The sequence below is a fragment of the Ruania zhangjianzhongii genome (genome assembly GCF_008000995.1).
Taxonomy (GTDB): Bacteria; Actinomycetota; Actinomycetes; order Actinomycetales; family Beutenbergiaceae; genus Ruania; species Ruania zhangjianzhongii.
Map to the genome: position 1 here is coordinate 4,147,787 of NZ_CP042828.1, position 26,306 is coordinate 4,174,092.

At 64.7% G+C, this 26,306-nt stretch carries 22 protein-coding genes; 5 read left to right on the forward strand and 17 right to left on the reverse strand.

The genetic code is table 11. The features are described from left to right. Nucleotides 1–3: 3 nt before the first annotated feature. The 6 genes from FU260_RS19145 to FU260_RS19170 are packed head-to-tail and all read right to left on the reverse strand — an operon-like array spanning nt 4 to nt 8,480. Nucleotides 4–1,392 carry a sulfatase family protein gene (locus tag FU260_RS19145; protein WP_147918494.1) on the reverse strand — a complete coding sequence of 463 codons (1,389 nt, stop codon included), beginning with the start codon at nt 1,390–1,392 and terminating at the stop codon, nt 4–6. Continuing rightward, nucleotides 1,389–4,580: a LamG-like jellyroll fold domain-containing protein gene (locus FU260_RS19150; RefSeq protein WP_147918495.1), complete on the reverse strand. Its 3,192-nt coding sequence runs from the start codon at nt 4,578–4,580 to the stop codon at nt 1,389–1,391. Before FU260_RS19150 ends, FU260_RS19145 begins: the two co-directional genes overlap by 4 nt. Before the next feature lie 25 nt (nt 4,581–4,605). After that, nucleotides 4,606–5,442, reverse strand: a complete 837-nt coding sequence (locus FU260_RS19155; RefSeq protein WP_235912392.1) for a carbohydrate ABC transporter permease — start codon at nt 5,440–5,442, stop codon at nt 4,606–4,608. 20 nt (nt 5,443–5,462) lie between these two features. Next, the gene (locus FU260_RS19160; RefSeq protein ID WP_210418127.1) at nt 5,463–6,449 is read right to left on the reverse strand and encodes an ABC transporter permease; all 987 of its coding nucleotides are present in this window, start codon (nt 6,447–6,449) and stop codon (nt 5,463–5,465) included. Continuing rightward, nucleotides 6,443–7,042 (reverse strand): DUF624 domain-containing protein, encoded by a 600-nt coding sequence (locus FU260_RS19165; protein ID WP_168211860.1) that lies wholly within the window; start codon nt 7,040–7,042, stop codon nt 6,443–6,445. Before FU260_RS19165 ends, FU260_RS19160 begins: the two co-directional genes overlap by 7 nt. Before the next feature lie 55 nt (nt 7,043–7,097). After that, on the reverse strand, nt 7,098–8,480 hold the full coding sequence (locus tag FU260_RS19170) for an extracellular solute-binding protein (RefSeq protein WP_187368410.1): 1,383 nt from the start codon (nt 8,478–8,480) through the stop codon (nt 7,098–7,100). A gap of 37 nt (nt 8,481–8,517) precedes the next feature. On the opposite strand from FU260_RS19170, the gene FU260_RS23900 reads away from it, so the two are divergent. Then, nucleotides 8,518–8,688 (forward strand): hypothetical protein, encoded by a 171-nt coding sequence (locus tag FU260_RS23900; protein ID WP_187368411.1) that lies wholly within the window; start codon nt 8,518–8,520, stop codon nt 8,686–8,688. A 225-nt stretch (nt 8,689–8,913) separates the two neighbouring features. On the opposite strand, the gene FU260_RS19175 is transcribed toward FU260_RS23900, so the two are convergent. The 9 genes from FU260_RS19175 to FU260_RS19215 all read right to left on the reverse strand — a co-directional run bounded on the left by FU260_RS19175 (nt 8,914) and on the right by FU260_RS19215 (nt 18,799). Next, nucleotides 8,914–9,696 (reverse strand): alpha/beta hydrolase-fold protein, encoded by a 783-nt coding sequence (locus tag FU260_RS19175; protein ID WP_147918499.1) that lies wholly within the window; start codon nt 9,694–9,696, stop codon nt 8,914–8,916. Between the two features lie 96 nt (nt 9,697–9,792). Then, nucleotides 9,793–10,119 (reverse strand): DUF6385 domain-containing protein, encoded by a 327-nt coding sequence (locus tag FU260_RS19180; RefSeq protein ID WP_147918500.1) that lies wholly within the window; start codon nt 10,117–10,119, stop codon nt 9,793–9,795. A 17-nt stretch (nt 10,120–10,136) separates the two neighbouring features. Beyond that, nucleotides 10,137–11,066, reverse strand: a complete 930-nt coding sequence (locus tag FU260_RS19185) for a DUF6772 family protein (protein WP_147918501.1) — start codon at nt 11,064–11,066, stop codon at nt 10,137–10,139. 8 nt (nt 11,067–11,074) lie between these two features. Further along, complete coding sequence (locus tag FU260_RS19190; RefSeq protein ID WP_147918502.1) at nt 11,075–12,127, reverse strand: LacI family DNA-binding transcriptional regulator; 1,053 nt, start codon at nt 12,125–12,127, stop codon at nt 11,075–11,077. A 3-nt stretch (nt 12,128–12,130) separates the two neighbouring features. Then, nucleotides 12,131–13,438 (reverse strand): alkaline phosphatase family protein, encoded by a 1,308-nt coding sequence (locus tag FU260_RS19195; RefSeq protein ID WP_168211862.1) that lies wholly within the window; start codon nt 13,436–13,438, stop codon nt 12,131–12,133. Between the two features lie 285 nt (nt 13,439–13,723). Continuing rightward, nucleotides 13,724–15,403 (reverse strand): GMC oxidoreductase, encoded by a 1,680-nt coding sequence (locus tag FU260_RS19200; RefSeq protein ID WP_147918504.1) that lies wholly within the window; start codon nt 15,401–15,403, stop codon nt 13,724–13,726. Then, nucleotides 15,400–16,272, reverse strand: coding sequence for a glycosyltransferase (locus FU260_RS19205; RefSeq protein WP_235912393.1), 873 nt, complete (start codon nt 16,270–16,272; stop codon nt 15,400–15,402). The genes FU260_RS19200 and FU260_RS19205 overlap by 4 nt, the downstream gene beginning before the upstream one ends. 151 nt (nt 16,273–16,423) lie before the next feature. Then, a complete protein-coding gene (locus tag FU260_RS19210; RefSeq protein WP_147918506.1) occupies nt 16,424–17,899 on the reverse strand; it encodes an O-antigen ligase family protein in 1,476 nt (491 codons plus the stop codon). Nucleotides 17,900–18,007: 108 nt separating this feature from the next. After that, nucleotides 18,008–18,799, reverse strand: a complete 792-nt coding sequence (locus FU260_RS19215; RefSeq protein WP_147918507.1) for a YveK family protein — start codon at nt 18,797–18,799, stop codon at nt 18,008–18,010. 197 nt (nt 18,800–18,996) lie between these two features. Here FU260_RS19215 and FU260_RS19220 point away from each other — a divergent pair, with 197 nt between their 5' ends. Genes FU260_RS19220 through FU260_RS19235 form a run of 4 tightly spaced genes read left to right on the forward strand, consistent with a single transcriptional unit; the run spans nt 18,997 to nt 23,390 of the window. Next, nucleotides 18,997–20,349 (forward strand): polysaccharide pyruvyl transferase family protein, encoded by a 1,353-nt coding sequence (locus FU260_RS19220; protein WP_147918508.1) that lies wholly within the window; start codon nt 18,997–18,999, stop codon nt 20,347–20,349. Next, a complete protein-coding gene (locus FU260_RS19225) occupies nt 20,346–21,581 on the forward strand; it encodes a Coenzyme F420 hydrogenase/dehydrogenase, beta subunit C-terminal domain (protein ID WP_147918509.1) in 1,236 nt (411 codons plus the stop codon). Before FU260_RS19220 ends, FU260_RS19225 begins: the two co-directional genes overlap by 4 nt. Nucleotides 21,582–21,606: 25 nt before the next feature. Then, a complete protein-coding gene (locus FU260_RS19230) occupies nt 21,607–22,428 on the forward strand; it encodes a glycosyltransferase (protein WP_210418128.1) in 822 nt (273 codons plus the stop codon). A gap of 11 nt (nt 22,429–22,439) precedes the next feature. Next, nucleotides 22,440–23,390, forward strand: coding sequence for a glycosyltransferase family 2 protein (locus FU260_RS19235; RefSeq protein WP_268957805.1), 951 nt, complete (start codon nt 22,440–22,442; stop codon nt 23,388–23,390). 24 nt (nt 23,391–23,414) lie between these two features. Here FU260_RS19235 and FU260_RS19240 read toward each other — a convergent pair whose 3' ends face one another. Together FU260_RS19240 and FU260_RS19245 are read right to left on the reverse strand one after the other, a co-directional pair. Next, on the reverse strand, nt 23,415–25,337 hold the full coding sequence (locus FU260_RS19240) for an asparagine synthase-related protein (RefSeq protein ID WP_147918511.1): 1,923 nt from the start codon (nt 25,335–25,337) through the stop codon (nt 23,415–23,417). Between the two features lie 42 nt (nt 25,338–25,379). Next, nucleotides 25,380–26,099, reverse strand: coding sequence for a right-handed parallel beta-helix repeat-containing protein (locus FU260_RS19245; protein WP_168211864.1), 720 nt, complete (start codon nt 26,097–26,099; stop codon nt 25,380–25,382). Between the last annotated feature and the right edge of the window lie 207 nt (nt 26,100–26,306).

A 26,306-nucleotide genomic window follows, 5' to 3' on the forward strand; every position in this document is an offset into this window, starting at 1 on the left:
GTCCTATGACTCCTCCCACGGCACCAGCCGTGTCTGCGACCCGTACTGGTCAACTAGCACTTGCACTTCTTGATACTGCCGCCGGCGAACCGCAGCGGCGTCCCGGTCAACGGCCTCCGGGTCACACACGGCACGCAGCTCCCTCTCGAGCTTGCCGACGATATCGGGCCGGTCCGCCCAGAGGTTCACCAGCTCCTCCGGGTCGTCACGGAGGTTGAACAGCTGGTGCGGGGCTGCCGTGTGATAGAGCAGCTTCCACTCACCCAGCCGCAGCATGAACGATCCTCCGCGGACGTTGTGTCCGTGGTAGGTGGCGAACGCCGGCCGGCTCGGGTCATCGGCGGGGATCAGCTGCAGGGGCACACCGCGCCACGCCTCCGGTCGGCGAGCGCCGACGGCGTGGAACATCGCGGCCTGCAGATCGAGGCTGGAGACTGAGGTGCTCACCCGCTGGCCGGGCGTGAACCCAGGGCCAGCGGCGATGAGGGGGATGCGCACCGAATCCTCGTACATGCTCGTCTTGCCCCACATACCGAACTTGCCAAGCATCTCACCGTGGTCGGTGGCATAGCAGACCACGGTGTCCTCGGTCAGGCCAGCGGCGTCCACGGCGTCAAGCAGTCGCCCGAGCTGGTCGTCTACGTAACTAACAGCGCCGAAGTAGCCCTGCCGCAGCTGACGGACGAGCTCCTCAGTAAAGTCCCAGCGGCCGTTGTCGCGCGCGTCCTGGGCGTGCGGATGCTGGGCCGACTCCTGCTCGAGTCCGCAGGCGGGCACATCGCCAAGCCCCTGGTACATCTCCCAGTAGCGCGGCTCCGTGGTGTACGGAGGATGGGGCGGGTTGATCTCGATCGTCATCGTCCAGGGTCGGGCCAGTCCTTGACCCCGAGTCTGCAGCCAGTCGATCGCATCGTCGATATGAGCTCCCTCCGGCGCATACATGTCCTCGACGGGGCCGTGGGCGGTGGTCGTCATCAGCGGCTTTCTCGAGGGACGCTCGGCCTGGATGGAATGGGTCCCTAGGCCCTTGCCGGTGCGTCTCACTCCCAGCATCTCGGAGAATCCGAGCGCGAACGGGTCCCGGTAGAGGTTGGACCCACCACCCACATAGACGGTGTGTACACCCTGCTCCGCAAGCTCTCCCCCGTAGCTGGGATGACGCCGTTCCAGCACCTTCGAGTTGTTGTAGGCCTGCGTCTCGTGGGTGTACCGGCCCGCCATGAAGGCCGTTCGCGACGGCACACACAGCGGCGACGGGCAGTAGGCGTTCTCGTACACCGTGCCACGAGCCGCGAGCCGGTCCATGTTCGGGGTCCGGACCACCTCGTGACCGTAGGTCGAGGAGTATCGAGGATTGTGCTCGTCGCTGACGAGCAGCACCACGTTCGTCATGCACGCACCCTTCGTCGGATCATCACACCGGTCAGCACGAGCATGAGCACGGCGATCAACAGCGGTAGCTGCTCCGCTCCCGTGCTCGCCAGCTCGGAGCTCGGAGCCCCTGCTGCAGCGGGTGCGGGACCCTCTCCCGGGACAGGCTCGTCCACCGCAGGCACCCCTCCCGGAGCCGAACCACCAGGAGCGGGAGCCTGCCCCGGATCAGGACTCATCGGATCTGGCTCATCTGGGGCGGGGCGCTCCGGGGCGGGCTCAGTGGGCGCCGGCTCGCTGCCCTGCGCCTCCCCTGTGCCGGTGAAGACCCCGAACTGGACGATGCCCTCATCGAGATCGGCATCGGCTGTGCCGGTCAGCGCCAACGTGCGCAGTCCGTCGACGTCGTCGGTCTCGACGACGTCCCTGGTGACGGCGAACCACCCGTACGGAACCCCGTCCTCCAGGTCCTCCCAGGTCACCGTGGCGTCCTCACCGGAGTCATGAGTCACCGCGCCGATGATTGCCTCGGTGGGCGTCAGCCCGACGAGCGCGTCGGTGGTGAACGCCGTGGTGCGACCCTGGGTCTGGATCGGCACCCGGAAGTCGTCCTCCTCGCCGTTGTAACGCTCGTCGGTGTCATAGTCGGTGGCACCGAACTCGTCCAGATAGGCGGAGTAGGTGTCCACACTCAGTTCGCCACGGTCGAGGTCGAACTGGAGCAGCCGGAAGAACGTGGCACCGAAGGTGACGGGTGTGTCACCGTCGTAGTTGCCGATGTCGGTCAGACCAAGATGGTCGGTCCCGATCCGGTAGCCCTGGTAGTCATGGGTGAGCTCGACCACGTTGTTGCCGTTCTGTCCCACATCCTGGCGAACGTTGATGGTCACGCCGGTGACGTGCCCGGCCAGCAGCAGCATGACGTTCGGACTCTCCTCCATCACGCGCTCGCTGATGAGTTCCCCGTCGGCCGTGCGCACCCCATCGCGGCCATTCGGCTGCGAGCTGGTCTTGTGGGCCGCGTGGGTCATCACGATGCCGTTGCGAGCCGAGTACTCCTCGAACACAGCGCTGGCCCAGTCGCCTTCCTCCTCGGTGACCTGATACCCGAGAGTGACCACCACGAAGTCCTCACCACCTGCGGAGAAGAGCACGTAGCCGTTGTCATTGTCACCGGGCTGCCACGGGTGGTACTCGGCATCGCGCTGTCGCCAGCCCTCGCTCTGGGCGAGCTGCTCGTAGCGCTCCGGGCCGAAGTAGCTGTTGTAGAGGCTGTCCGAGCCAGACTCCTGACCGTTGAGGTTGTCATGGTTGCCCGGCAGCACGGCGTTCGGGATCCCGGTCTCCTCCAGCATCTCCTGGCTCTGCAAGGCGAGCTCGAACTGAGCGATCGCGCGGTCCCGGTCTGAGTCGTTGGCCCAGCTATCCACGAGGTCACCCGTGTGCGCGACGAACTCGACCTGGTGCTCCTCGCCGTGCTCGGCCAGCCATCGGTAGGAGTCCTGGTAGCCGGCCAGCCACTCGTCCTGCTCGGCGGGCGGCTTGTCCGGGTTGGTCGCTGCTCCCACCATGTACTGGGTGTCGGTGATGTGCATCAGCGAGAAGTCGACGCCGTCAGGGTCCTCGAACCCATCCTCGACCGGGTTGTCCAGGTCGTCGGCGAACGGGTCAACGCCCACGACGAGGGTCCGGACCACGCCGTCGACATCGTTCTCCTCCGAAGCCGAGGTGCTCAGCTGGATCTGGCGATCTGCGGAGCCTCGGGCCGAGTCCGCCACCTCATACCGGCCGGTCTCGGTACTGAGCAGGAGTAGGTGTACTTCACGGGCTGGGTCGACATTGCCGCGCCACACCACGGACTGGCCGGCCGCGGTGAACGGCACATCGGCCTGCAGGGCGGGGATCTCGGCGCTGGCGGGAGAGTCGAACTCTTCGCCGTCAGCCGGAAGCAGCGGATCGTCGACGGCGCTCGCCTCCTGCAGCTCGACGTCGCCCGCCACGCCCGTCTCACGGTCGAAGGCAGCCGCACGGATACTTCCGGATTCGGCCTGCTCCGCTGCGGAGAGGTCCCCGGCCAGGAACGTGGTGCGAAGCGCGCCGCCCGTTGGATGGGTCGCTCGGGCGGTGAGCTGCGCCGTCCCATCTCCGCTGCTCTGGGTTGCGCCGTCACCGGTGGGGATTGCCGCTGCGGTGAACGTGACGTCGCCGGCTATGGCGCGTCCCAGTCTGTCCATTCCTCGGTAGGCGAGGGTGTGCTCGCCCCGGCTCAGGCCAGGTCCGATCTCGTCCCCGGGCGTGATCTGCTCACCGTCAAGGCTGAGGGACAGGTCGCCGGCGAGCAGGTCCGCATTCTGCACGTCCGCTGCCAGCGTGGTCGGTGCCCGCAGCCGCGACTCAGGGGCGGGGCTGATCAGCTCGAAGGATGGCTCCTGGTCGGTCTGCTCGGCGAACACCTCGGCGTACCGGGCCGCCACCTCCTCGGCCGAGAGCGCGCTGCTGTACAGGGCCGCCTGAGCAAGTTGTCCGGTGGCGATGAACTCGGGGTCGCCGGCCGGGTCGGTATCCGCGGCGAGGTAGAAGTACTCGGCCGACGGGGTCCTGATCTGATCGCCCTCTGCGGCGACCTCGTCAACGAGCTCGCCGTTGATATACAACGCGAGGGCGGCGCCGTCCCAGACCCCGGCCACGTGGTACCAGACTCCGTGGGCAATGTCTGTCTCGACCGTGTAGTAGGTCCCGTCCACGTTGAGGAGGACCTTGACCTGCTCACCTGCGTTCAGCGAGAAGCCGCCGCCCTCCTTGCTGCCGCAGAAGTTGTTGCGGTTGTCCACTTCCGATTCCGGTCCGCCTACGCGAATCGTGCACTCGACGGTGAACTCGGTGGTGTCATAGATCCCGGGCACGTAGTACCGCACGGCATTGGTGCCGTCGAAGGTGGCAACGGGGTGGCCGAGCGCCGGCCCCGGCGCGATCGGCGGCTCCGTGCCCACCACCGTCGGCTCGCGGCCCATGGCCGCGTCCTGAAACGGCTCCCCGGTCAGGTCCACGTCGAGCAGGTCCGGCTCCGGGGGCGCTGCCTGCCCGGGGCCCGGCTCCGCTGAGGCGGAGGCTGACCAGAGACCTAGCGCGAGCACCCCGGCGAGTGCGGTCGTGAGCGTGCGCCGCAAGGCTGAGGCGGGCAGGGGTGATGTGCGGCGGGAGTGAACCATGCGGATGCTCCTTGGTCGGCGATGATCAAGACTTGACAGAGCCGATGAGCACTCCCTTCTGGAAGTGCTTCTGGATGAACGGGTAGACGACGATCATCGGCAGGGCGGTGATCACTACCGCGGCCATGCGAAGCGTGAGCGCGGGTGTCACCTCATCCGGGTCGAAGGCTGCATCGGGGTTTGAGGTGAGCAGGTCGCGCAACACCACCTGCAACGGCTGTAGTGACGCGTCCCGCACGTAGAAGATGGCAGCGAAGAAGGTGTTCCAGTTGGCCACGGCGTAGAAGAGCCCGATGGTCAACAGCACCGGCACGGCGAGCGGGAAGATGATCCGCAGCAGCAGCCGCACCTCACCGGCCCCGTCCAGCCGGGCTGACTCCGATAGCTCGCTGGGTAGCCCCTCGAAGAACGTCTTCATGATGAACACGTTGAAGACGCTCAGCGCCGAGGGGATGATCATTGCCCAGATCGAGTTGAGCAAACCTGTGTTCTTGACGATGAGGTAGGTGGGGATGATTCCCGCGTTGAACACGGTGGTGAACACCAGCGCCAGCAGGATGAAGGTCCGGCCCGGCATTTCCTTGCGGCTCAGGGGCCAGGCGATGCCGGTGCTGAGGATCATGTTGAGCGCCGTCCCCACCACAGTGACGAAGGTGCTCACGAGCATCGCTTGCGGGATTCGTGTGGTGTTCCACATCGCGATGTAGCCCTCAAGGGTGAAGCTCGTCGGGAACAGCACGTACCCGCCATTGGCGAGAACCTCGGAGTACGGTGTCAGCGAGGCGGCCACCACCACGAGCAGCGGCACCAGGGCGAAAAGCCCAATGACGATCAGGGCGACGACAACGATACCGTCGAACACCCGGTCCGGTGTAGATCGCTTTACCATACTTGACCATCCCAGCGTCGCGCCATCCGATTCACCGTCACCATGAGAACGAATCCGATCACCGACTTGAAAAGACCCACCGCGGCTGCCTGGCTATAGTTCAAATCGACAAGACCCGCTCGATATACCCAAGTATCGATAATGTCGCCTACCGAGTACACCTGCGGGTTGAGAAAGACGAAGATCTGATCGAACCCGGCGTCGAGGATTCCGCCGATCTTCAGCACGAGCAAAAGGATAATGACGTTCCTGATCCCAGGCAGTGTGATGCTCCAGATCTGACGCAACCTCCCGGCACCATCCATGCGAGCAGCCTCGTACAAGTCCTGGTTGATTCCCACCATTGCGGCCAAATAAATGATCGCTCCCCAGCCAATGTCCTTCCAGACGTCGGAAGTGACCAGGACGGTGCGGAACCAGTCGGTGGAGTTCAGAAAGGGAACCGTAAAGCCGAAGGTATCCGACAGGAAATTGTTCAGCACCCCGGTACTTTGCGAGAGCAGAGCGACACACACACCGTAGACAATCACCCAGGAGAGGAAGTGCGGCATATAACTGACGGTCTGCACCGTGCGACGGAACCAGTTGGTCCGGCACTCGTTGAACAACAGCGCCACCACGATGGCCGCAACCGTTCCGATGACGAGTTTGTACACCGAGATGAGGAGGGTGTTCGTCAATAGCTGGCCGGCGTAAGGCGAGCTGAAGAATTCTGAGAAGTGGCGGTACCACGGGTCGGCCCACTGACTCGCCAGGATCCCGAGGCCCAGGTTGTAGTTCTTGAAGGCAATAAGCAGGCCATACATCGGGCCGTACTTGTACACAGCCACATACGCAAGGGCCGGCACCATCATGATGTACAGGGCCTTGTACCGCTTGATATGAGCCCAGGTGCGGCGCCTGCGGGAGGGAGCCGGTCGCTTGGCGGCCCTCTGCTCCGTATGACTCAGCTGGTGCTGAGCGGATTCTGCCATCACCATGTCGACCGCCTCCGTCCGGCGCTCTTGACCTTCTGCCGACCCTCTAGCACGGAGGCCGACAAACTCGTCACCAGAGTCGCCCAGACCCACCCCAGGACAAGCAGCAGCGGCGGCACCAGCACCACGCCGACCACGACGGCCACCGTGAGCATCAGCGCCGCGACCGTAGTCATCGGCCGGCCGAGGCCGGCCGCCCCGGCGATCCGCAGACTCGCAAGCAGCGACCGGCCTTCCGGCTGTGCACGCAACGGCAACGCGGTGACTACGGCGCCACCGACGGCAAGAAGGCCGAGGAGGCCCGCAGCCTGGAAGACTACGGCCAGCGTCGCATCGCGCAGGGCCATGCCCGTCGTCAGCGTCTGCACCGCACCAAGCAGCGCGAGCAGGATCACCAGCGTGATCCCGGCACGCGCTAGCGGCGCCCGCCTGAACCCCGCCCAGTAGGCCCGGGCTATCGGACGGTACTCACCACGGCGGCGCTGACCGACCACCTCGAAAAGCGCCACGGTCGAGCTGCCCGCAGTGAGCACCGGCAAGCAGCCCAGTACCCAGAGGGTATTGAGGCCGACACATTCCCAGAACCGCTCGAGCACGCCATACAGGCGAAGCGTGCCTCGAGCGGGTGCGGTCGCCGTCCGTGCCACTTTCTCAGTTCTCAGTGTTCACGTCTGCGAGTTGCTCGCGAGCAGCATCAACAAACTCCGCGTAGCCGAACTGCCCTTGCAGCGTGTCGACGACGTCCTGGTAGTTGGACGCAGGCTGCTGACCGGTCATCAGCTGCACCATCTGATCCTCCGAGAACCTGTCCGCGTCTGCACGGTTGTAGCCGTCCGGCGGGACGACGTACTCCTCCCACGTGGTCACCGTGGGCTGGCCATGAGCGACTTCGATGTAGTCCATCAGGTCGGGGAAGAGGGCTTCCAGGTAGGGCAGTTCCTCACGGCCGGCCACCAGGTAGATGAAGAAGATGCCATTCTCAAAGTCATCTCGGGCCGGAAGTGCGGAGATGTTCCCGTCATCGTCCACCTCGTAGTGAGTCCCCTCCTCGCCCCACATGGCGAAGCGGTTCCCCTCCGGCGTGGAGAGATAGTTGATCAGCCCTATGATCTTTTCGATCTTGGCGTCGTCGCCTTCCAGAGATGATGGAATGGCGTACATCGAGGCGGAGTCGGTGCTGACGGGCAGCATCCCCGGGGATCCGTCGGCCTGCTGGAGCTGGTCGATCTGCGCCCACTCAGCATCGGGGTTGGCCTCCCGCCCCAGGCTCGCCGAGGGCTCCTTGACCACGGCGGTCCAGCTCACACCCATGACTCCAGCCGTGCCCTGGAAACCGCGGTCACGCGCTTCCAGCCCATCGATGGTGTAGCTGTCGGGATCGACAAATCCGGATGTCTCAAGATCTGCGATGTACTCCACAGCTTCGGCCATGCCCTCGTCCTGGTAGCTGTCCCGGATCTCACCGGCTTCGTCGGCGTAGATCCGCCCGGGCCCGGGTGTGCCGAAAGCTCCCCACAGGTACTTGTAGGTTCCCGGGGAGGAGCCGGTGAGTCCGTACGTGTCGTCGCTACCGTTGCCATCGGGATCGTCCTCGGTGAACGCTCGGAGCACTTCACGGAACTCCTCGGCGTTGGTGGGGATCTCCATGTCGAGGTTGTCCAGCCAGTCCTGGCGGACCCAGTACGTACCATCGTTGGTGTTGTTCTGATAGGGCGTGATGGCCATCAGCTGGCCATCGATTCTGCCCTGGTCGACGGTGTCCTGTCCGACGAAATCGACGTAATCACCCAACTGGTCCTCATAGGGAGTCAGGTCCAGCACCAGACCTTGTTCCATATAGGTGTTCAGTTCGTTCCTGGTCACCTGGAAGATGTCCGGGGAGTCACCCGCCGCCAGTGAAGCCGAGACGTCTTCCGGCTCCTGGTCATGGATGACGGTGGCGCCAATCGCCTCACCAATTCCGGTGGCAATCGGATTGTCCTCGGGCGGGTTGTGGTTGTTACCCGATCCGCCCAGTGCGATATGAATCGTCACATCGTCACCTGAGCTTCCACCGTCGTCAGAACAGGCCGTGAGCGCCATCAATGAGATTGCGCAGGCACTAGCAATGATGGTGTACCGCTTTGACGTGGTCATCTGGCTTTCACCCTTCTATCGTCCCGGGCTGCATCACCCGGGAACTCTGCCGCGCGAATCACGTCAAGCGCGGATGGTTCAACGCGTGCAAGATGTTGATGAGTAGTATCGCGGCCGACCCGGTCAGTAGATCGGTTTACCAAAGCGTAATCACCCTGTTCTTGTGGATCAAGTAAAATCGGTTTACTGGTTCTGACCTGCATCGATACCAGGCGTCGGCGGATCAGCGAGCGTCTCGGTCGGTCGGGGCCCCGTGACCAGTCCGTTGCATTGACGCCGCGGGCCATGGTTACCGTCGCCAGCGATCTGTTGTTGATCTCTGGCAGAGCCCTCACGCCGACATTCGATCCAATGCTGCCACCGCCTCCGGGAGCCAGCCGGAGTCCCACCGGTGGTCGCGGTAGGTGTCGTTGTCGTACACATGTGGGATGCCGAGGCTGGTCATCAGCTCGTGCGCAGCGCCCAGGTGATCGAAGGTCCACTCCGGCGCGTTCTTACCGAAGTTTCCGTAACCAAACAGGCCGATCCGCGGGTCCGAACCGAGATCGCGACCTCGAGTACGGAGGAGGTGTGGGATCGCGAAGTCCTGGAAGTGCTCCGGGTTCGGCCAGAAGTAGGGCATCTCCCACTGGTCGGGCTGCTCCTTCATCACCGGCGAGTCGAAGGCCGCCGCCGCCTGGAACATGTCGGGGTAGCGCAGCAGCAGCTGCAGCGCCGCTGATCCGCCCTTGCTGTAGCCGATGAGCAACCGTGTCGCATCCGGATGGAGCTGGTCGATGAAGCCCACGACATCTTCGATGAAGTACAGCACCTGCTGGAACATCTGCTGATCCGGCAGGTCGGTCATCCATGGCCAGTCGGCGAACGTGGGGGCCACGGCGATGAACCCATACCGGTTGTGCAGGTCGTGCTTGAGTACCTCATCGAGGCCATCGCCGGATCGGTGACTGAGCTCTGGGCAGGAGGGCAGGAGGAAGAGGATCCGAGGGCGGACAGTGGTGTCCAGACGATCGGGTTCGAGCACGCGAATCGTTGTCTCGACCATCTGCCGGTTTGAGGTCACGACGTACTGCAGGTAGTTGAGCCGCAAGGGCGCGGAGTACTGCGCGGGCACGGGGGTGTTCCTTTCCTAGGGTCAGGCCGTTCCGGGACTGAGCGAACGCCGCGGCATCCTCGGTTCTCGCTGCACCTTCAGGTGCCGGCGCCGCCGTCAGCCCTTGAGATTAACGTGCACGAGGACTCGGGCAGGATGTTGTGAGCTCGCGCCTCGGATCCGCACCCGCACCCAGGTCCCGAAGGTGGTGAGCGCGTTCTCGGTGATGGACTCCTCGATGGTGAGAGTGCTGCGCCCACCTCGCTCGATCCAGGTGATGCCGTCAGGCGAGATCTCGGTGGCGACCGTCAGCTCGGGATGCTCTCCTTCCACCTGGGTGAAGAACACCGCCTCGCTTGCCCAGCCAGCCTCGTAGGCGAGCGTGGCGTAGTCGTCATCAATCCATATCCGGCGTGCGAGCACGGAGGTGTTGGTGGTCTGCATGGGTGATTCCCTTCGCGTCACTCGGTGGAGTAGACAACCGAGTCCAGGAACAGGTGTACTGGGCGGTCGGTGTCGGTCTCGACGTAGAAGATCGGGTTGATGAGGTTGTCGATAGAGCGGTACCGGTCGGCCAGAGTGGGCTGGATGCCCCGCATGTCGAAGGTCTGGTCCATGCTCTGCAGTTCGATGTACTCGCGCTTGCGCACGTCCACGAGCAGGCGTAGGTAGAGCCAGTTGATCTTGTCCGGGCTCTCGTTGTAGAGCAGGTCCTGCTCGCCGCCGGGCAGCCACTGATAGCCGTCGGTGGAGCCGTCCTCGTAACGCCGCCCGTACCAAAGGTTGTCGATGCCCGGCGCGCACCAACCATCTTCCACGCCGAAGTTCCAGTCTGCGTGGGTGATGCCCTCGCGGGCCTTCCAGTACTGCCACCGCTTGACGAGTTGGCCATCGAGAGAGTTCACGTAGCGCACACCAGGCATATACCGGTGCTCGCCGTCCTGAATGTCGAAGTAGAACCCAAAGGCGCGGATGTCCTCCTCGCCGATACCTTCACGGTCCTGGGCCGGGGTGTAGGAGTACCACGTCTCCATCTGGATCTTGTCCGGGTCACTGAACCGCGAGAGCCGCTTGACCGCTACGCCCATGCTGCCGTCTGCCGGCGGCTCGGTGTGCGGGGCAGCAGCGGCCCGGGTGGTCAGTTTGAGCGAGTACGTCCCCTCCATCGACCCATGGGAGGCGGCGAAGCGCATCGGGGCCGAGCTGAGCATGCAGGGCGCCCAGCTAGTGAGGTCGACGGCGCTGTTGAAGGACTCGTAGTTGTCGTAGACGAAGTTCGGGGTCAGGTCCATCCACCCGTTGAAGCCGGTGTCGAAGTCATCGAAGGTGATGACCCGATCCAGGGGGTTGAACCGTTCAAGCTGCCTGTCGTAGGCGATGTGTCGTTGCATGCCCTTCCTCAGTTGCTATCGGTGTGTGCTGCTGGCGCAGCCACGGACTCTCGCGGGCGGATCTGCGGCGCCGCCCCCACCGTTTCGGACTCCTGCACGTCCTCACCGTCGATATAGGCGATGAGGGTGCGCACCGCGCACTGCCCCAGCTCCCTGAGTGGCAGCGCCACCGTGGTGAGCCGGGGCGTCGTGAACTCCACCGCCCAGCTGTCCTGAACGGCCACCACCGACAGGCTCTGCGGCACTGCGCGGCCCGACTGCTGGGCAGCTGCCATGGCGCCGGTGCCGATGAGCACGTTGGCGGTCACGACTCCTGTGGTTCCCGGCGCTAACCGGAGCAGCTTCTGCATCGAGGCGAAGCCGCTCGGCGCGCTCCAAGGCCCATGGACGGTCTCCAAGGTCCCACCGACCTCGGCAACTGCGGTGGCGGCACCCTCGAGGCGGGCGGAGTTGGTGTAGGTGCCGGCCGGGCCGCCGATGAAACCGATCTGACGATGCCCTGCCCTGATGAGGCACTCGGCTGCGCTCCGGCCGGCGCTGCGTTCATCGACCTGGATCCCGGGCGAGAGGCTTCGGCCGGGGGTGTTGAATACGACGGTGGGCAGCGTCCCGGCGATCTCGTCGATGGCTGACCCCAGATGGGCGTGGCCGTCCTGCATGATGAGGCCGTCGATGCGGGCTCCTCCCAGGTACAGCCGCCTGCTGGAGTCGTGAAAGGCGATCTCGTCGGCGTCAGTGAGCAGCAGCAGGTAGTCGCGGGAGGTCGCCTCCTCCCGGGCTCCCTCGAGCAGGTCGACGACGATGGTGCTCGCCAGGTCGTGCACGGCCAAGCCGATGACCTTGGTGCGTTGCTGGCGCAGCGCCCGTGCCGAAGCGGATGGCACATAGTTCAGCCGCTGCGCGGCGGCCTCCACTCGATGCCTGGTCTCATCGCGCACGCTGACTGTCGGGTCGTTGTTCAGCACGCGAGATGCCAGCCCGATGGAGACCTGGGCCGCCTTGGCCACGCTTGCCAGCTTCGGCGCCCGTGCCTTCGGCAAGGTCGAGGATGGTCGCTTCATGGATCAGCCTCCCACCAACACATCCGTCATCGCCGGCGTCGACGCGTCGGGCAGACTGACACCGAGCACGGCAGCGAAGGTCGGCGCCTCGGCGAGCATGCTCCGCCGGCCCAGATCCAATCCCGGCCTGAACGCCGGGCCTGCCGCGATGAACAGCGGCTGACCGCCATAGGCGGGGATGTGCCCGTGCGAACCTCGACCGCTGGGAAAATCCGCGTCGCCGTCCGCCATCACCGGCCGCCGGGTCCATGAAGCACCCACGGACACACCGGGATCGGACTCGACCACCCACTCGAAGGGCCCGTCCAGGCCGAAGGCCTCACGAGTCTCGTCGGAGGTCCAGATCCGCCTGATCCGGTACTGCGGATCAGCCTCGATCTCGGCCAACAACTCCTCAACCTCGCTCCGACGTTCGGGGGTGATGTCCGGGCCGAGGAAGAGCTGCCCGGACAGGCCGGCTCCCAGGCAGAACACGTCATAGCTGGCCACTGTGTCGTCGTTGCCGATGCGCAAGAAGCCACGGTCGGCGAACACGGCGTTGAGGCTGGTGTGCTGGACCAGGTCGATGTGGCCATGGTCGGAGATGATGGCGATGTTGGTGGCGTCCAGCAGCCCGCCCTCCTCGAGCACATCGAGGTAGCGGCACAGGGTGGCGTCCACCGCGCGCAGCGCTTGCTCCACATGAGGCCCATAGGTGCCGTGGGCGTGACGTGCGAAGTCAAGCTCCACCAGGTGCGCGAGCATGAGGTCGGGGCGCTCGGCTCGAAGGATCTCGGTGGAGACCTCACTGACGAACCGCACGTACCGCGGCTTCGGCTGTTCGCGGATGAGGTCCAGGTTCGGGAGGACGTACCGCTCCAGCGTGGCCGCGTTCGTGGTCTGGCGGTACTGGTCCTCGAGCCCGGTGAACAACCACGGGCTGGCGATCTCTGGGATCAGCCAGTCGACGTTCGGCTCGTTGGCTGTGACGGGCCACTGGACCGATGCCGTACTCAGGCCCGCTTGCTTCGCCGCGGCGAAGATGGTGGGTACCTGGATCAGTCGCGAGTCCCAGAACCACTCCGGGCGGGTCCCGCGCTGTGGCTGGAACTGCTCGTTGTTGTACACCCCGTTGACCGCAGGTGGGCAGCCGGTGATCTGGGCAGCATGGCTGGGGTAGGTGTTGGTAGGAAAGACACCCTCGATCTCCGCGACTGAGGCATGCTCGAGGATCCGGGCGAACCCTGGCAAGGTGCGCGCGAACGGCAGGTCGTCGATCTGCATCGCGTCCACAGAGACGACCAGAAGCTTGGCTCGTGGCTGTTCAGACATGCCTTCCTTCCCTCGGGCGCGGTCCGCCGTTGGCATCAGAAAAAACAGATGCGCGCTGCTTGTGGGCGGCTGTGCCACCGAGATAAGGCGCTTCAGTAGATCGGTTTACCGAGCGTATTCACGGGAGGGTCGCCTCAGCAAGTAAAATCGGTTTACCCCAGCGATGAGGCGACTCTTGGGTGCCTGCGCGTCGTTGAGTTGGGCCGGGAACTCAGGGCGCAGTCAGTCGACGGCGGAGGTTCAGCTCCTCTCGACGGCACGGCTGTCGATCGGCAACAGCGCGGCTCAGCCTGGGACTTCGTTCTCCTTGCTCACCGCGGTGTCGTCGATTGCTGGTCGCGCATCGACCAGGTGATGCGCGAGCCGCACGGCGAGCGCCGCGGCGAAGAACGTCGGGTTGGCTTCGGCCGAGGTCGGAAAGACGCTGGTGGAGGCGAGGAAAAGGTTGCGCGTACCGTGCACACGCAGGTCGGCGTCCACCACACCCGCGGCCGGATCTCGACTCATCCGGGTCGTGCCGATGCTGTGCAGGCCGTGGACTGCCTGTTCCCACGCCAACGCACGGATTCCGGCGGGGTCCTTGGCGAGATACTCGAGCCGTCCGAGGCCGGCGGATCGCAGATCGGCGTCCAGCAGTTCGTGGCACCGCAGAACCGAATCGATATCGGCTTCGAGGTAGCGGTAGTCGACGTCGAGCACAGCCTCCCCGTCATCACTGGTGTGCATCATGACTCGGCTGTCAGGATTCGGAAGCTGTTCGGCGTGGTAGTGAACGGCATATCGACCGCTGTCGTTGCGGAGGATGAACCCCGGCTTGCGGACCGGCGAGAGATAGCGCCGGCGGATGATGTCAACGACATCGGCAACGATGCGCCACGGGTGGCGCAGGATGTTCCTTAGGTGCATTCCTACGCGGTAGGGACGCGGTCCGATGTGCCGCAGCCGCATGCGTTCGGCAACGATCCTGCGACCGATCGGCGGGATCGCCATCGCGAGAAAGACAGCCGACAAGGTGGCGTTGTGGTGTTCGTACTCGTAGAACGCAGGGTTGTCGAGATAGAAGCTGGTATTGAGTACGCGATTCTCGCGCTGTGCTTCCTCGGAGAGGGTGAACCGCCGGCGGACGTAGGAATCGTGCCCGTCGCGGACGAAGTCGAGGTCGACCACCTGGGCAGGGTCGTCGAGGACGATCTCGGCAATGCTGCCGGTGGTGTGCCCCATGTAGAAGCGACCCAGCGGCCCGTCAATGCCACCGAAGGCAGTGGGCAGCCTGCGCTGAACCTCGAGCAGAAGGCGGGGAATCTCCAGACCACCCATGGCCAGTACGTACTGGTCGGCGTGCAACCGGATCCGTGCTCCGTTGTGCTCGGCAACAACTGCGGCGATCGATCCGTCGGCGTCGATCTCCAGATCGGCCAAGCGAGTATCCAGCAACGTGGTGACCTGCGGGTGAGCGAGTACTCGCGCGCCGAGGCCCGGGTCCAGCCGCGGCTGCCGCGACCACCGTTCCAGATTCGACATCTCGAAATTCGACAGGCCGGGCCAGTCCGGTGCCTCGGAGCGGAATACGGGCGGCCCACAGTCGAGGTGGCGCGCGGCCGCCCGGTACCAGGGCACCACATCCTCGAGGGTGATCGGCCACTCGCCGCCAGGCACATAGTCGCGCTCGGCGAGGTCGATCGGTTCGAGCGCCACGCATCGCCCGCCCCACAGCTGTGAGGTGCCGCCGATCCCCCGACGGATGGCTTGCTCCAGCGGAGCGTGGCGGTCGGGATCGACGATATGGGTCTGCTGGCCGGACAAGGAGGAGATGGGCCGTCTCGCCGATTCGCCGTTGCCGGCGTCTATCAGCAGCACGCGAGCGCCCGCGTTGGCCGCCTCCATCGCGAAGGTCAGCCCTACAGGCCCTGCGCCCACCACGCAGCAGGCATAATCTTCGGCCGGTCCGGGGGGCGGGGCGGTCATCGGATGTCTTCGGTGTTCGCTCGACTTGATGCGTCGCGGTCCCAACCACGGTGGCCCTGGCGCCAGGTTCGGAGTGCGCGCCGACGCGCCAGCAGGGTCAGGACTGTGTACCAGCCTGCGTCGATGGCGCTGCGCGGACCGCGGACGGATCGCAGCAGCGCTCGACCGCGCGAGGACGCCTCGTCAGTAGCGCCGAGCTCGAGGACGCCGCGACGACGACGGGCCAGGACGGCGACCAGGTCGGCAGCGTTCCGGGGCGTCCGGACGCGCATCGGAGCGGTGGCGACCACCCGTTTCTCGCTGGCGTGGAACTGTTCGTCGAACCACGAGTCATCGGCGATGACATCAGCAAACCTGCCAAACCGGCGGTGGCCCTTCTCGGTGGTCGCATACCCTCCGGCGCCCCACAGCCGAGCGGGTGGAGCGGGAATGCGACTCCGGGCCCGGTAGTACGCGCGCACCGGGATGCTCACGCCGATCGCGTCATAGACATACCTTGCCCGAGCAGCGAGCACGCCGGGCTGTGCGAGTGCGGCGAACACGGCGAGCACGCTGTGTGGGTCAGCGTCGATATCCGCGTCGAGATACAGCCGCGGCCACGCTGTCGCTGCGTCATCACCGAGATTCATCGCTACCGTCTTTGACGCCTGATCGGTCTCGATCACCTGAACGCCGGCAAACTCACGGGCGATCTCGGCGGTGTCATCGGTGCACCCGTTACAGGCCACGATGACTTCCATGCCCTCGACGGCAGTCAGCGGGGCGAGAGCGCGCAAAGTGCGAGCGATGACTGCGGCCTCGTTGTGCGCCGGAACGATGACCGCGCCGTCAGCGGAGGTCGGGAGTGGCCCCGCTGCGAACTCGGGCATGCGCCGGAACTCCACGGACCCGTCCTTCGGGTACTCAGACACACCTGGGGCCATCCGGAATCACCCGCCATCGAGATGCACTCGGACGAGTGAGACAGTACTCCGGATGGTCTCCCTCCGGGTGCGTATACGGAACTCGTCGCTCAGCTGATCACCTCGAGTTCCTCGCCAACAGCGGGCCCCTGGCCATGCCAGCCCGCAGCCGCCTGCGGATGTCGGCCATCAGGGGGCTGGTGACGAACCGGTCGCCGGGTGCTGCCAGCTGCAGCGGAGAGTGCACGGTGATCCCTACTATTCGGTGCAGCGCGCCGATGGCCCCGAAGATGATGAACATGGTCCCCACGAACGTCGAGAAGGAGAACGAGTCGAACGTGCCACTTGCCATGAGTGCAGCCGGAAGAGTGGCCGCCAGCGCCTGACCCAAGTGGCGCGTCTCCTGATCCTTGGCTCGCAGTCGAACGCTCCGCGCCAGCAGATACGGCACGAAGAACAGCATGACGAGGCCGAACAGCCCGAGAACCCCACCGGCCAGCAAGGTCATGTACAGCTGGTTGTCCAGCAGGATGTATCGCTCTGGGGTGACCATCCCGGCGCCACGGCCGAGCCAGGGTCGCAAGGACCAGAGGTCAATCACGTAGTCGGTGCGGGCAATCCGGTCCTGCACGCTCGGGTCATTATCCGCGTTCAGAAACAATCCCTTGATCGTTCCCAGTACCCCTCGGTTCACGACGTGGAAGGCAGCCGTCGCAAGGATCGCGATCACCCCTGCGTTGTACCGCTGCCGCCATGGCCAGACCACGGCCAGCATCGACACCGCCACCATGACGGTGAGGATCGCTGATCGGGAGATCGAGAAGGGGATACCGGACGCGATGAGGCCGACCGCAACCCACCGCCACACCCGCGTGCGCCCTGGAGGGGAGAAAAGTGCGTAATGCAGAGCAATCGGAAGCATGAGGGCCAACACCACACCAAACTCAATGTAGTGATTCGCGGTGCTGGCGACTCTGGGGAAGTTGCCGTCACCGCGAGCGCTGATCCCGATCTGCTCGGCATTGAGATGGAGTCCCGGGATTCGAATGTAGCGAGTCAGATCCACGATGCCGAAGAACTGCAAGGCCCCGATCAGAGCCATCACCGCCGCGACAAGGACCACGGCGCAAAGCAGGCGATCAACCTCGCGCCGATCCCGCAAACCATCCGACGCTGCCAACGCAACGCCGGCCATGGCCAGGATGAAGATCAGCCACATGTTGGCGCTGCTCAACTCATCCGGCGTCGGCCCCCGATCCACGCCGATGGCGTATCCGAACAGCTGTAGCGCCACGAAGCCACAGATGAGCACTCGGATCGGTGCGGTCCCTGAGGGAAGCTGATGCGGCCGGATAGCCGCAACCAACCAGAGGAAGGCGATCATGACACCGACGGCCACGGATGGACGGCCCGCAGCACCCATCCCACCGATGACAAGCCTGGACGGGATCAGAAACTGCAAGGCCACAAACGCGATCAGCAGGCCCAGCACCGTCAATTGTCGACGACGGAGCAGCAGGGGGATCCAGTAGACCCACAGTCGATGGAGAACTGGGGGCACACGCAAAAGTGCGGGTTTCCACTCGTCGTTCACCGTGCGGGTCCTGCGGTTCCCGGTGATCGCCGGTGCGCGACTGGCCGGAGTCATCGCACGATCAAGCCGCAGTATTCGGATCACGCACGGCGGCGTGACGACCGGTGATCACGATCGCTCACCGACAGGCGACGTGTCCCGAGAACTGCGTACTTCAGCGTCAGGCCGATCCGGTTCCCGCGGAACTCTCGACGGAACTTCCGTCGTGACGCCCTCGGCCGGGTCCACCTCGTTGGCTCGCTCAGCACCATCGTCGGTACGGGCCTCCTCCGCCGAATCAACTAGTTCGTCTGCTCGTGCTTTGCGCCGACGGCGACGACGCCTGACGAGCCCCACGATGTCATCGAACAGAACAGCGACCACGAGTGCGACGCTTGCGCCGAGGATGCCGATAATCGCCTGCACCCGCAGTTTGCCGTCGTAGATCGCCTCAAGCACAGAAGGGGGCGCGAGGACATCGATTCCGTACTGGCTGGAGCTGGGCACCTCCGCCGCACTCTGACGGGCAGTCAGTTCTGCCTCGACCATGTCGATGAGGGCTACCCCGGTAGTGACGGCGGTTTCCGGATCGTCTGCCCGCACGGTGAAGTACATGATCGTGCTCCGCGACTCTGGGACGACCTCGTACTCGGTGCTCAGCCCTTGTTCGACGATCTGAGCACGGGACTCCGTGCTGTTCAGGACGATGCCGACGGCCTGGTTCGCCTCTTCGAGCCCGCCGTACGGGTTCGGGACTTCAGTCGCCGCCGTTCCCGGTGTCAACATGATCGTGGCCTGTGCCTCGTACTCCGGCTGGATCCCGTTCCCGGCCGTCCAGGCTCCCCACCCGGTCAGGGCCAGTAGGGGCAGCAGGATGTACCAGCGACGCAATGCCGCCAATGTGATCCGCCAGACGTCCATCGAGCGCCACCTCTCTCACGTTGCGCATCGTTGCTCTCAACACCGGACATGTTAGGCGCGAAGAGCCTCCACGTTAGCGGTCCGCGCCGGATCCGCGCAGGAGTTCTCCAGCGACAACACAAGAGGCACATAACAGCACCACAATTTCCTGCGTGGATGCGCCGGTCCACAGCGAAACCGTAGTACAACGAGGGTGCATGATTTCGGCGCGTGATTCAGGTGTAGAAACGCTACTCAGATGCGTCGCCACCGGCCATACTGGAGCTATGTCCGGGCTTCAGGTAGTACTCGCTGGTGCCGCTATCGGCAACGGCAACCGGGGCGTCGAGGCGCTCGGGCGTTCCGTTGCGGATGCGATCCAGCGAGACTCGCCGGGGAGTCGGCTCACGATCCTCGACGACGGGTGGGGTTGCCGCCCGGACTCGAGCGGTCGCTACCCCGCTGCGGAGATCGAGTATCTCGGCGTCCGTATGTCACGACGGTGGCACCGCCCCGAGAGCTGGGCACAGATCCGTCTGGCGCAACGGCTCGCTCCGCGACTGAACCCCGCAGCACGTCGGTTTGTCGACGCAGATGCAATCCTCGACATCTCCGCCGGTGATAGTTTCACCGATCTATACGGCCCCACCCGGCTCGCGTCGGTCTCTGAGCCGAAGGAGGCGGCACTACGCGCCGGTCGGCCGCTGGTCCTGCTGCCACAAACCTACGGACCGTTCACCACCGCGGACGGCCGGCGGAAAGCCGAACGTTTGGTGCGCGCGTCCGCCATCGCGTACGCCCGAGACGAGTGGAGCTACCACCAGCTCCACGACCTCGCCGGTCCCGACGCCGACCTCTCGCGCCTGCGCCAGGGTGTCGACGTCGCCTTCGCGCTTGAGCCTCGTGAACCCGACAGCGCCACGGTCAGTGCACTGAACGGTCTCGGCGAAGACGTCCGCGCTGGCGTCAACGTGAGCGGACTTCTTCGTGACCGATCCGGCCACGAACGGTTCGGTCTAGCAGGCAACTACATCGAGACGATGACGAGTCTGGTACGGCGTCTGATTGCCGATGGGGCACAGGTCGTCTTCGTGCCTCATGTCCATCTGCCAGGTGGCGCCGGCGAGAGTGATGTGGCAGCCATCGAGGCTGTTCGGTCCGGGCTCGACGAGACCGAGGTTGCACGCACCAGCGACATCCCTGCCACCCTGGATGCAGCCCAGTTGAAGTGGTGCATCTCGCGGATGGACTGGTTCGTCGGCAGCCGGATGCACTCCACGATTGGCTCCCTCTCGACCGGAACACCGACGTTCGGGTACGCCTACAGCGACAAGACCCAGGGCGTTTTCGACAGTTGTGGAATGGGATCCGAAGTTGCCGACGCACGTCGCATCGCCGGCGAAGACGCTGTCAACGCCATGTTCGAGTCGTACGCATCGCGTTCTCGCCTCCGTGCGGAACTCACCCGTTCGATGCCCCCAGTAGTCGAAGAGTCGCAACAACAGCTGCGCGACGTCCTGGCCACGGTGGCCGGATGGCCCAAATCTGACATTGTGAGTGCGATCGCATGAACACCCGCCTCAACAGCATCGATGCCGTGGTCGACGCGCACCTGTGCACCGGCTGCGGCGTCTGCGCCCACCTGCGACCTGATGCCCTCCGGATGCAAAACATCGACGGCGTCGGTGCACGTCCGCTGCCTATCGTCGGAATCACCTCTGGCGTCGCTGGCGATGCCCTCGCAGCGTGCCCCGGTCGTTCCCTGGAGCACGAGAAGGTCAGCCTCGAGGGGGCACCGTTCCGCGGCGAGTGGGGTCCAATCCTCGATCTCTACGAGTGCTGGGCTTCGGACCCCGAGGTTCGACATCGCGGTTCCTCCGGCGGAGTGGTCAGCGCCCTTGCGGCCCACGCGGTCACGTCCGGGGCGGCCGTGGGCGCTCTTCAAGTACAGGCACGGAAGGACGCTCCGCTGCTGAACGAAACGCTGCTGAACCGCAGCTACGCGGAGATCGTCTCGGCAGCCGGGTCGCGGTACTCACCGGCGAGTCCTTGTGAGCGCCTCGATCTGGTCGAGGCAGCCGAGGGGCCATGTGTGGTGGTCGGCAAACCATGCGACATCGCCGCGACCCGTGCAGCTGCAGATCGACGCCCGGAACTAGCCGAGAAGGTCGGGCTCACCATCGGGATCTTCTGTGCCGGCACACCGTCGACGGCCGCGACGGCCGACCTGGTCCGTGGCCTCGGAGCTGACCCTGCGGACGTCGAGCGCCTGGACTACCGAGGCGAAGGCTGGCCCGGTGAGTTCCGTCTCCAGACCCGATCTGGAGATAGCCACTCGCTCAGTTACGCCGAGTCGTGGGGCTCCTTGACGAAGCGGCGTCAATGGCGGTGCATGATCTGTCCCGACCATACCGGTGAGTTCGCTGACCTATCCGTTGGCGACCCCTGGTATCGCCGTACCGAGGGGCAGGACGGCCGTTCGCTCGTGGTGGTGCGCACCGAGCGCGGTCGAGCGGCCCTGCGCCAAGCAATCGCCGACGGCGCAATCGAAGGCGGGCAGCTACCGCTCGACAAGCTTCCCGCATCGCAGCCCAGCCTGGAGTCGAACCGAGGGGCTCTCTGGGGACGATTGGTCACGCTGCGACTCGCCCGCGTGGGCCGGCCGACCTATCGTGGCCTTCCCACCTTCCGACTCTGGCTCACGCTCAAGCTGGGCCAGAAGTTGTCCTCGTTCGCAGGCACCATTCGTCGAATAAGAGTGCGGAGCCTGCGCCGACCTGAGTTCGACCGAGAGCAGCGCTGACGTGTCACATCGGGCGGACATCCTGATGATCACTTACAAGAGCGCGGGCTACCTTCACCTGAGCCTGCCGAGATTGCTAGAGACCTTGGGAGAACACGACCGAGTCTGGCTCTGGCACAACGGTGACGACGAGGCCACCATTGAAGCCTTACGACCGTTCACCACCGACTCTCGAGTTCACCGGTACCACCACAGCCGGGAGAACGTGAAACTTCGCGAGCCCACGACGTGGTTGTGGCGCGAGTCGACGGCACGATTCGTCTCGAAGGTAGACGACGACTGCCGAGTAGCACCGGGATGGCTCGACACCTTCGCGGATGCTCATGGCACCAATCCCGAGTTTGGCGTCATCGGAAGTTGGCGGCACCCCGAGGAGGACTTCCGCCCGGAGTTGGCCAGGAAGAAGATCCAGACTTTCAACGGTGGCCACCAGTTGATGCGCAACCTGTGGGTGCAGGGAAGTGGCTATCTGATGTCTCGCGCCCTCACTGACAGGCACGGCTACCTGGAGCCCGAAGAATCGTTCACTGGCTACTGCATCCGGCTGGCACGCGCAGGGGCGGTCAACGGTTTCTACTTTCCGTTCGTTCCCGAGGATCACATGGATGACCCGCGATCCAAGCACACCCTCATCCACACGGACACCGATCTCCGCGAGCGAATGCCGCTGTCGGCCCAGGCGAACGGGGTGCGCACCGTCGCAGAGTGGACCGCGCAACTTGTGCAGAGTGCCGCGGTACTGCAAAGCGCCTCGCTCGATCCACGGGCTTACGGAGGTTGGCGAAAGAAGCTGAAGTCCGCGCAACGCCGACTGCGCACCATGAACGGCAGACCCGCCCAGTGGTGATTCAGGAGCCTGTGCTCGCTCCGACCTCCAACGTCGATAGCGCTCACAGTTCACCACCCGACGTTGGCGTAATCGCGGTGACCTACAACGCTGCAGCAATCATCGAAGATTTCCTCCGTGCTCTCCCGGATGCGCTCTGCGGTATCGACTCCACAGCAGTCACCATCGTGGACAACGCGTCTGCGGACGGCACCGCCGACTTGGTCGAGAGAATCGCCCCCTGGGTCAGACTCGTCAGGTCTGACGTGAACCTGGGCTACGCAGGAGGTATCAATCTCGGCTACGAGCGGGGACTCGGTAGTCGCGGTACCTACATCCTGAACCCCGATGCCGTTCCTGCGAGCGGAAGCGTGCGCGTCCTGCTTGACGTGATCGAACGTGACCCCACCGTTGGGGTGGTGGCCCCGATGATCCAGAACGCCGAGGGCGGACTCAAATTCTCGCTCCGGCGGGAGCCGACACTGCTTCGCGCCGTGGGGGAAACCGTGCTCGGCGGACACCGAGCCGCCCGCTTCGCCCCGCTCGGCGACATGATCCGGGATCCCACCGCATACCGTGAAGGCGCCACTGCCGACTGGGCGACAGGCGCCGCTATGTTTCTCTCCCGTCAGGCAATCGACGACGTGGGCCTCTGGGATGAGAGCTTCTTCCTCTACTCGGAGGAGACCGACTACGCGCTCCGGATGCGTGATGCGGGCCACCGCCTTCACTACACTCCCAGGGCAGCCGTTCAGCACCCGGGTGGCCAGATGAGCAGGTCGCCCTTTCTCTGGAGCCTGGTGGCGACAAGCCGCATGCGCCTCTACCGGAAGCGACATGGGCCGGTCCGGTCGGCTGCCTACTGGGCCATTCTCGTGGCGAACGAAGGCATTCGTGCTGCTATGGGTCGCCCGACTCACAGGGCCGCATTCCGAGCGCTGCTCGGCATCGGGGAAGACCCGCGCGCCCAACCCACCTCCTGACCTACGCCCGGTTGGCAGGCGCTGTCATTCACCTGCGGGCGGAGGTCTGGAAACAAGCGCAGGGTCCCGGCTGCTCTGCTCGCGGTGGAGGTTCTGCTCTCGGCTCTCGAAGTCACTCAGCCAGTGACCAAGGGATGCGACTTTAGCTACAGTCGCGACGGGAACACCGCGTCCCGCCTGCAGGGCCGAGACGGCGGCCGCGATGGCATCCTCCGACACCAGCCCGGGGACAGCCATCGAGCTCTGCACGAACGTTGCGATTCGGTCGGCGAAGGTCGCCCTGGTTTGAGCCCACAAGTCGAGGGGAAATACGTTGGTCCGCTCGTCCCACCATTTCGTGACGGCGTTGGCTGCGTAGCGCTGATCCAGTCGTCGTGCGCCGACGGCGCCGGCCCGTCGACCGACGCGCCTCAAACCGGCGATCGGATGGCGAGACGCCAGTTGCGCCAGCTGTGCGCCGTAGCCTCGGTCACTCGACCAGTAGACGTGGTTCAAGGAATCAGGGCTGTTCCCGTCGTCGCCTCGTCCAATCCCTGCAGTCCTGGTAAACACCTGTCGCTGGACCTTCAGATGCAAGCGGCCGTTCAGCCGCTGCTCGGCTGTGAGTGCGGCGCAAAAGCGCAGGAACCGCGAGTCGAGGAACGGGGTCTCCGATCTCATCCCGCCTCGACGAACAGCAGTCACGAGCGCATTGCCCCATCGGACCTGACGGTTTGCGATTCGCCAGAAGACCGAGAGGTCGCTTCGATCCCAGCCGGACCACGTCGAGAGCGAAGACGCGACGCCATCTGCGAGTACCGACGTCAGACCGTCGCGCACGTCAGCATCGAGAAACGGTCGAATTGCGGCGATGGCCCCGCCGTAACGGCGGACCGTTGCGTTCACGATCTCGTTCGGCTGACGTAGCCCCATGGACTTCTCATCACCCCAAAGCGGACCACCGCCGGCTCCGTTCACGAGAACGTCAGCCACCGTCGACAGCGTCTGTCCGAACCACAGTTCGTACATCTCTGCGGGGCTGTGGACGCCGTCCAACCTCGCGAGAATCGACGGAGCCGCAGGCATGAGTCGCTCGTCCACGACGGGCAGCTGCAGATGATCGAAACCGAGTGTGGCCGCGACCTCAGCAGCCACCCGCGACTCGATCACCTGCTCAGTTCCATAGGCGAACGTGAGCGGCCGTGCACCGACGAGGGCGGAGCCTGCCGCGACCGCGCGACTATCCAGGCCGCCGCTGACCCCCAAGGCGACGCGTCGCTCAGCATTCCGCTCGAACATCTCCCCCAGCAGGGTCTTCCAGACGTCCTCGAACGTCTCGATCGCCTCCGCATCACTCATCGCGTCGTTGTTGGGCGTGAAGATCGGGCGGGCCTGCACCCGAGCCCCGCCCAGCGGCGACCACTCCAGCAGGCCACCGGGCGGCAGCACCCGGACCCCGTTGAGGATCGTCTGATCACCGAGTGGATGGAGGAGCACTAAATACTCGAGTGACGCCCCCTGATCAAGTCTTGCCGGAACGCCCAAACTCACCAACGACGCGAGATGGGTGGAAACGTAGAGGCCATGCTCATCTGCGAACCAGTAGACCGGGACAGCACCGATGCCGTCTCCGCTCACCCGTACGCGCCCATCGGGTTCAATGGTGATACGGACGTGCCCAGCCTCCGAACCGACCGACCGGGCTTCCTCAATCGGGCCAGCTCCGGCCGAGAGCCCGCGCGCGTTGGTAGCCACAACAGCTGAGACCATTCCGGCCGTGCTCCGGAGCTCGCCCTCAGATCCGCCGGGCGGGTCGGTCGCTACGAGAGCAACAGCCGTGGCACCCAGCGATCCCACCTCACTGCCCGTTGCCCCTGGCACCCGCACAGCCGCATGACGCAGCGTGCTGGACACCGGTCCGGTCTGTGCTGACCGTGCCTTGGCGATCGCAAGCAGTTCGTATGACATCAATGCTCTCTGACGATTATCGTGCTGATGCAGCGTGACGGTCTAGCCCAGTGACACATCGTCGCCGGTGTCCTCCCAGGTGTTTCCCTCCCATATAAACCCCGGGCCACCCCCACTGTTCAGGCCGGCAACCGGGCCGTATCTCCCGCAGGTGTCGAAGAACTCCTGACCGAAGACGTTCTCGATATAGCGAACGTCTAGGGCAGTCGGGAACGGTTTCGAATCAAGCGATCCAGCGTACGTACAGTAGGACCCCGTTGTATTGAAAAGGTTCCGAGTCACAAGAGTGTCCGTGATGCGCGAGTTGCTCCCATACATGACGAAAGCACCGGAACAGCCCGGCCCGTCGCAAGTGACCGTATTCCCTTCAATGACGTTGTGAGATCCTCCATTGATCCCGATGGCAGACCGGTGCGAGTCGGAACCCTCGTTGCTAAGATCGGCCAGGATGTAGTTTCCTCGGATGACCGACCCCGAGGTGAGCCGTACGGCGGATCCGACCCCGTAAATCCGAGAGTCTTCCAGGGTAAAGGGACACGGTGCATACACGGCTTTAGCTTGATCGTCCAGTATCGCCGGATCGCCGACAACTTCGATATTCTGAACGATGACACCCGTCGGGCACGTCCCGTCGGGGTCAGCCTCGATGAGAAGCGCATACTGGCCGGGCACGGTAGCGATGTGGTTGATCCGGACGTTGCGCAGAACGACGTTGTCGTGGACGATACGCACCCGGCCGTCCACCTCGACACCCTCGATCACCTCCCCCACCTCTTCTGAGGAGACGGATTCGGAGTGTTCCAGCTCCGATCGCGGCACGAGTGGGCCCGTCGATTCCATGGTGGGAAAGGCACCCTGCTCCTGTTCTCCCGCGGCACCAGCTGCGACTGTAGGGCGCTCGGAAACTGGCTCACCCTGCGTCGTGGGTGAACAGGCAGCCATCAGTGCCGCACACGCCATCGTGACGAA

Bases quoted from the DNA above. Each gene is read 5' to 3' on its own strand.
- FU260_RS19200 (WP_147918504.1), bottom strand. From the start codon at position 15,403: ATGACCGCCCCGCCCCCCGGACCGGCCGAAGATTATGCCTGCTGCGTG.
- FU260_RS19190 (WP_147918502.1), bottom strand. From the start codon at position 12,127: ATGAAGCGACCATCCTCGACCTTGCCGAAGGCACGGGCGCCGAAGCTG.
- FU260_RS19180 (WP_147918500.1), bottom strand. From the start codon at position 10,119: ATGCAGACCACCAACACCTCCGTGCTCGCACGCCGGATATGGATTGAT.
- FU260_RS19195 (WP_168211862.1), bottom strand. From the start codon at position 13,438: ATGTCTGAACAGCCACGAGCCAAGCTTCTGGTCGTCTCTGTGGACGCG.
- FU260_RS19205 (WP_235912393.1), bottom strand. From the start codon at position 16,272: ATGCCCGAGTTCGCAGCGGGGCCACTCCCGACCTCCGCTGACGGCGCG.
- FU260_RS19240 (WP_147918511.1), bottom strand. From the start codon at position 25,337: ATGTCATACGAACTGCTTGCGATCGCCAAGGCACGGTCAGCACAGACC.
- FU260_RS19230 (WP_210418128.1), top strand. From the start codon at position 21,607: ATGATCACTTACAAGAGCGCGGGCTACCTTCACCTGAGCCTGCCGAGA.
- FU260_RS19145 (WP_147918494.1), bottom strand. From the start codon at position 1,392: ATGACGAACGTGGTGCTGCTCGTCAGCGACGAGCACAATCCTCGATAC.
- FU260_RS19185 (WP_147918501.1), bottom strand. From the start codon at position 11,066: ATGCAACGACACATCGCCTACGACAGGCAGCTTGAACGGTTCAACCCC.
- FU260_RS19160 (WP_210418127.1), bottom strand. From the start codon at position 6,449: ATGGTGATGGCAGAATCCGCTCAGCACCAGCTGAGTCATACGGAGCAG.
- FU260_RS19225 (WP_147918509.1), top strand. From the start codon at position 20,346: ATGAACACCCGCCTCAACAGCATCGATGCCGTGGTCGACGCGCACCTG.
- FU260_RS19150 (WP_147918495.1), bottom strand. From the start codon at position 4,580: ATGGTTCACTCCCGCCGCACATCACCCCTGCCCGCCTCAGCCTTGCGG.
- FU260_RS19215 (WP_147918507.1), bottom strand. From the start codon at position 18,799: ATGGACGTCTGGCGGATCACATTGGCGGCATTGCGTCGCTGGTACATC.
- FU260_RS19220 (WP_147918508.1), top strand. From the start codon at position 18,997: ATGATTTCGGCGCGTGATTCAGGTGTAGAAACGCTACTCAGATGCGTC.